The organism is Phocaeicola sp. ICN-14070, assembly GCF_037892625.1.
GTDB lineage: Bacteria > Bacteroidota > Bacteroidia > Bacteroidales > Bacteroidaceae > Phocaeicola > Phocaeicola plebeius.
In genome coordinates, this window is record NZ_JBBKBF010000115.1 from 1 (window position 1) to 4,921 (window position 4,921).

The following is a 4,921-nucleotide window of genomic DNA, read 5'->3' on the forward strand; positions in this document are numbered from 1 at the left end:
GTAAAATTGTCATGGCGGAAAATAGAATGCTTACGCATTATGTGACGGCGGTCGCTATTTTTTTAGGATTGCCTTAGTAGTAATATTTTGAACAGGAAAAGAAGTGTTTTTTCTTTTATTGTTCAAATTATTGCTATATTGCAGTATGGATAGACAATTAAGTGAAATAGGAAACATTCCAGTAACGACTTCAATCATTGAATCGTTATATCCGGAACTGAAGTCTGCTAGTAAGAAAGTAATCTGGCTCGAAAAACAAGGGGTTATCATCAGATTGAAGAGAGGACTTTATGTGATTAACCCAGAACATTCAGGAAAGACTTTATCGAGTGAGTTGATTGCCAATCATATCTATACTCCTTCGTATATTTCAATGTCTACAGCACTACGATATTATGGACTTATACCTGAGGCTGTATGTGTTAATCAATCAATGACTGTAAAACATTCCCGAAGCTTTCAAACTCCAGTAGGCGGTTATAACTACAAGTATATTTCGAGAAAGGCTTTTCCGATAGGAGTAAGGAGTATGAATAAAGGTGACTATGCATTTCTTATTGCATCACCGGAAAAAGCTTTGTGTGATTTGATTGCTAATTCCTCAAAAGTCATTCTTCGTTATATGAAGGATGTAGAGATATATCTTGAGCAGGATATTCGTATGGATATGGATGAGTTCTATAATATGGACGCAACCATATTTGAAGATTATATTAATGTAGGCAAAAAGCCTGATTCAATTTCGACACTTTTAAAATTCTTAAGACGATGAACTATTCGATAATATGCCCTCCCGTTATGACTTGACAACGAAGTGAAGCCAGGGTAGGACCGAAATCCGTTCTTGGGAAGCTTTGCTTTATTCTTCTTTTTCCCCTTGCTGAAGATATCGCCGTAATTATGTTTTTAGTATTAGTATTCGAAGTAGATTTTTTTTGGATAAAATATCTATCAACATATCATAAAATAATGATAAATTGTTATATTTGCATATTATATGATAGGTTGAGGTATGGTAAAAACAACAATGGGCACAAAGTTGCCAAGAAAATTAGAGCAGAAGATGCAGATAGTTGGTGAGCAGATCAAGCTGGCTAGACTTCGCAGGAATCTCAGTGTCGCTCAGGTAGCTGAACGTGCCACCTGTTCGCCTCTGACGGTTTCACGTATAGAGAAAGGCACACCGACTGTGGCAATTGGTATTTATCTAAGGGTGCTTTATGCACTTCAGCTGGATGATGATATTCTGCTGCTTGCAAAAGAAGATGCAATGGGAAAGGCCTTGCAGGATTTGAGTCTTAAGAAACGAGAAAGAGCATCCAAAAAAGAATAAGCGATGAAGAAACTTTATGTATTTGCCGATTTCGATTGGCTGAAAGAACCAAGGCTCGTTGGAGAGTTAAGTTACGAATCACTTCGAGGCTCTGACAGCTATGGATTTTGTTATAGTAATGAGTGGTTAAAGGATTATGGTAGTCTGTTTCTTAGTGATGATTTGAATAATTATCCAGGTCAGCAGTACACGGCTCCTGATAAGGATATTTTCGGATGCTTTTCTGATGCTCTTCCAGACAGGTGGGGACGTACATTGATAAATCGTAGGGAGCAGATTTTGGCAAAGGATGAAAAACGCTCGGTGCGTAGGCTTTCTTCGTTTGACTATCTTATAGGAATTGAAGACTTTTCTCGTATGGGAGGTTTCCGTTTCAAAGAATCCATGGATGGAGACTATATTAATGCAAGCGAAACCTTGCGCATTCCTCCATTGACAGACATACGTGAGTTGATTGCAGCCAGTTCTGAGATAGAGAAAAGCGAAGAAGAGGACCAACTTCCTGAAATGCGATGGATTGCACAGTTGGTGCAGCCGGGCTCCTCTCTTGGTGGAGCACGTCCAAAAGCAAGTGTGCTTGATGAAAACAAGAATCTTTGTATAGCAAAGTTTCCGTCCCGTAAGGATGATTATGATGCAGGTCTTTGGGAACATTTTTCGCATCTTTTGGCAAAAAAAGCTGGGATCAATGCAGCGGAAACAAGAGTAATCTCCACAAATGATAAATATCATACTTTGCTTTCCCGACGATTTGACAGACGAGAAGATGGTAAACGTATACACTTTGCTTCAGCCATGACACTTTTGGGGTTGAATGATGGAGCTAATGCCAATACAGGTAATGGTTATTTGGATATTGTTGATTTTATCATTCAAAACTGTACCAATGTGGAAGATAATCTGAAAGAGCTGTATCGTAGGGTGGCATTCAACATTTGTATCGGTAACACAGATGATCATTTCCGTAATCATGGTTTCCTTCTGACTGTCAAGGGATGGACTCTGTCACCGGCATATGACATGAATCCTACCGTAAACGAATATCAGAGTCTGCTGATTAACAGCTATACCAATAAATCGGATCTGAAAGAATTGTTGGATTCTTGTGAAGAGTATATGCTTCCGAAAGAGACTGCTGGGCAAATCATCGGTGAGGTGTTGAATGCAGTTATGGAATGGAGAACATTAGCCACGAAATTGGGAATTGCGAAAAATGAGCAGGAACGTTTTGCTGCGGTTTTTGAGAGGCAAATACTATCTTATGATAGAAATAAAGAAAAATAGACAAAAAGATAGATACAAGAATAAAGTTATAAAGTCGGTAATAACAATGATTTACTGCCGACTTTAACTTTATTTTTGCTATAAGGCAAAATATTATCTTATTTCGTAGAACTCCATAATGTCAAGCATTTTAAATAGAATCCCATCAATGTTGCTATGCCAACTCTGGTGAAAGTGTCCATAGCACCAATGGGTAATATTTTGGTTCTCTTTGAGCATATGATAGATAGAATCCATCGTATACCGTTCTTGCTGAACATCTACTGTCAGTTGTGTATCATCATTGGCCCATCTGTAAAGCCCGTTCTTATTTTGTAATTCACAAAATGACGGTGAAGTATGAGTTATAACAGTGTCGATAATCTGTTCTACCATTATTCTTTTTAGCAGTTCAACATTGAAAACAGGCTTTTCATTTGGCCAATAATAGTTCCTTTCATAGATTCCTTTACTTAAATCTTGAGATGATTTATGGCACTTCTTCTGTAGTTGTTCCCATGCGTTAATTCTGTATGAGCGGTCAATGGATATTGCTCCTCCAATGCAGAGTAATGTGTGTCCACACGCTTTTACGATGGAATAGTCTGGAATGGCAATAAACCTTTTATACTTGAACGTACAACCGTCGAAATAGGCAGGATTGTCGTGATTACCTCTGACGAAAAAAATCCAGTTGTTCGCCTCATTCATACGCTTGGTGTTCTTCTTGACAATATTTTCATAATAGCCTCTGTTTTCAAAACCAAATCCGCAGTCTCCAGCCACAATGAGAAGCGTATTTTCCATCTTATATTGCATGCACATTTTGTTCACGAGAAGATTGAAATCTCCGTGAATATCTCCAGAAATGATGATGGACTTGCATTCCGGAAATTCATATATGTTATAGTCTATATTATTCATGTGGTATGTTTTTCCAATACGGAAGAAGCATTTGCAGAATGAATGCTACAACTTCTGAGTAAGATAAATCTTTGTACAGATTGATTTTCCGTAATTTTTATTTTGTTCCTCACTCATAGTTTAACTTGCAAATAATCCTCAAGGATTGTGCCCACTCGGAGTTGTTTGGCATAATCCAATAATTTACTTATATTTCGTTCTGGTCGTACAAGATAGTTATCTATGATTTCTGAACATACATCCATACCTATCTTATTCCTAAACTTAATGGCATCACATACGCATCGTTCTATGTCGTAGATCCTGATATTGTAACCCTCCAAAAACATCTTGCTTACACCAATCTCCAGTATAGAAGCTGTATAGTGGTGAAGCTCTATTGAGGGAAATGAAGGTGTTACTACTTTTCGGTCCCTTTTTATGGCTATATGATAGGCTTGAGGCATAGTAGTCGTAAGCTGGTGTATGCTTCATGCAGACCAGGAGCAAAGGATTCCACCTGGTATAATCGCTTCTATGTCAATCATGCTGTTTGAAAGTTGGTCAATGTTGGCATACAACCCTCATCGAATCTGTATCAGTTCGCCTTGGCGTACACTTTCCAACATTTTGTAATAAGCAGCACGTCCTTTTTCCTTCATGTCAGCAGATGATATGTATGAATTAAGTTTCTTCATTGCTTGTCATCTGAATCTGTACAAAAATACCACAAATATTTATGGGTGTGGTATCTTTGTACAGGGAAATATTCAAAAATCATAAATTTCACTTTATGATTTTTGTACTAAAGATGCTTTCCAGTAAAGAAAAGAATGAACATATTTTACAATGACTTACGTTCGTAAATATACACATCATATATTAAATCCATTTTTAGGTTTATGTCTGATACCTCTAAGTATTTGTTCGGACTGTTCTTGATAAGTAAGAGGCTGATTTTGTTTCTTTCCAGTCTCTATCCATTTAAGTAGTTCGTCTTCATAGAAATATAGCTTCTTACCTCGTTTGTAAACCGGAATAAGGCCTGTGCGAACTAGTCTATAAATTGTAGGCTTTGCCTTTTGGACTATCTGACAGGCTTTATCAATGTCTACTAATTTATGTTTAGGGTCATCTTTTTGTGGCTGCATAGTCATTAGTAACTGGTAAATTTTCTCTACTTGTTCCGTTAAGTAGCTTACTGCTTGTGGTAGATTGTCAAAAGTGATAGGTTCTTTTCTCATTGTATCTATTTTTTTAGATGATTGAATTTAGTATAAAGGTCAAACACGGATTGTTATGTAATCAATTTGATTTGTTGTGATTGACGGATAATACGAATTTATAATGATTTAAAACGATAGTTTTATTCTTTTAAAGAGATTTTGTTTGCTGTTTCACGTTTCTTGGAATTGACCAAAT

5 protein-coding genes and 1 pseudogene are annotated in these 4,921 nt (G+C 37.0%); 3 read left to right on the plus strand and 3 right to left on the minus strand.

Annotated elements, in window-relative coordinates:
- Window positions 1-145: 145 nt before the first annotated feature.
- The 3 genes from WKT20_RS17525 (at window position 146) to WKT20_RS17535 (ending at window position 2,617) form a co-directional block, all read left to right on the plus strand.
- Window positions 146-772 (plus strand): type IV toxin-antitoxin system AbiEi family antitoxin domain-containing protein, encoded by a 627-nt coding sequence (locus tag WKT20_RS17525; protein WP_007558574.1) that lies wholly within the window; start codon window positions 146-148, stop codon window positions 770-772.
- A 240-nt stretch (window positions 773-1,012) separates the two neighbouring features.
- On the plus strand, window positions 1,013-1,333 hold the full coding sequence (locus WKT20_RS17530; protein ID WP_007558572.1) for a helix-turn-helix domain-containing protein: 321 nt from the start codon (window positions 1,013-1,015) through the stop codon (window positions 1,331-1,333).
- Between the two features lie 3 nt (window positions 1,334-1,336).
- Window positions 1,337-2,617: a type II toxin-antitoxin system HipA family toxin gene (locus WKT20_RS17535; protein WP_340417818.1), complete on the plus strand. Its 1,281-nt coding sequence runs from the start codon at window positions 1,337-1,339 to the stop codon at window positions 2,615-2,617.
- Window positions 2,618-2,710: 93 nt separating this feature from the next.
- Here WKT20_RS17535 and WKT20_RS17540 read toward each other — a convergent pair whose 3' ends face one another.
- The 3 genes and pseudogenes from WKT20_RS17540 to WKT20_RS17550 all read right to left on the minus strand — a co-directional run bounded on the left by WKT20_RS17540 (window position 2,711) and on the right by WKT20_RS17550 (window position 4,743).
- Window positions 2,711-3,520, minus strand: coding sequence for a metallophosphoesterase (locus tag WKT20_RS17540; protein ID WP_340417819.1), 810 nt, complete (start codon window positions 3,518-3,520; stop codon window positions 2,711-2,713).
- A gap of 113 nt (window positions 3,521-3,633) precedes the next feature.
- Window positions 3,634-4,080 (minus strand): annotated as a pseudogene (locus tag WKT20_RS17545) (type IV toxin-antitoxin system AbiEi family antitoxin domain-containing protein).
- Between the two features lie 294 nt (window positions 4,081-4,374).
- The gene (locus tag WKT20_RS17550; RefSeq protein WP_340417820.1) at window positions 4,375-4,743 is read right to left on the minus strand and encodes a helix-turn-helix domain-containing protein; all 369 of its coding nucleotides are present in this window, start codon (window positions 4,741-4,743) and stop codon (window positions 4,375-4,377) included.
- Window positions 4,744-4,921: the final 178 nt, after the last annotated feature.